Source organism: Bradyrhizobium sp. 153 (assembly GCF_023073835.1).
GTDB lineage: Bacteria > Pseudomonadota > Alphaproteobacteria > Rhizobiales > Xanthobacteraceae > Bradyrhizobium.
Window position 1 is genome coordinate 1 of sequence record NZ_JADPKH010000014.1, and the last position, 1,012, is coordinate 1,012.

Here is a 1,012-nt window from a genome sequence, read left to right on the forward strand (position 1 = left end):
ACTAGGTGTTTAGTCCCAGCCTTTGATGGTGCATCCTTATCGCACGATTCGAAGGAAGCGCTATGGGACAAATTTTCCACGGCTGCGCCACCACGACGGAGGCAGTCCGTCGAGCAATACAAAATAGTCAAGAGAGCCTGAGAGCCCTCGCTAAGCGCTACGGGATCCACCAGAAGACTGTTGCGAAGTGGAAGCTGATCTCCCGACAGGCCCCAAGGAAGCCAAGTCGACTGTCCTTTCCATCGAGGAGGAGGCGATTATCGTCGCTTTCCGGCATACGCTACTGCCGCTCGACGATCGCCTTTATGCGCTACAGCCGACCATCCCGCATCTGACGCGGTCATCCCTGCATCGCTGTCTTCAGCGCCAAGGCATCAGCCGATTGCCGGAGGCCGAAGGCAGCAAGCCTTCGAAGAAGAAGTTCAAGGCTTATCCGATCGGCTATTTCCACATCGATATCGCTGAGCTCCAGACCGCTGAAGGCAAGCTCTACCTCTATGTCGCTATCGATCGCACCAGCAAGTTCGCCTTCGTGCAACTGGTCAGAAAGACGGGAAGGAGCTCGGCCTCGGCCTTCCTCGAAGCTCTGATTGCGGCTGTCCCCTACAAGATCCACACGGTTCTCACCGACAATGGGATCCAGTTCACTTTCCCGCCACGCTACGCGGATGGCCCGACGGCAACATACGTGACGCATATGTTCGATCTGCGCTGCCAAGAGAATGGCATCGAACATCGGCTGACCAAGATCAAGCATCCCTGGACCAATGGCCAGGTCGAGCGCATGAACCGCACGATCAAGGAAGCGACAGTCCAACGCTACCATTACGATCGACACGATCAGCTCGAAGCTCACCTTGCCGACTTCATCAACGCCTACAACTACGCTCGGCGGCTGAAGACCCTGAAGGGACTCACGCCTTACGAGTACATCTGCAAATGCTGGACTTCCCAGCCAGAACGATTCAAACTCAATCCGCTCCAGCAAATGCCGGGACTAAACACCTAGCGC

The 1,012-nt window shown here is 56.1% G+C and carries 1 pseudogene; it reads left to right on the forward strand.

Going from position 1 to position 1,012, the window contains the following annotated elements:
* Nucleotides 1-62 precede the first annotated feature (62 nt).
* Nucleotides 63-1,009 (forward strand): annotated as a pseudogene (locus IVA91_RS02485) (IS481 family transposase).
* Nucleotides 1,010-1,012: the final 3 nt, after the last annotated feature.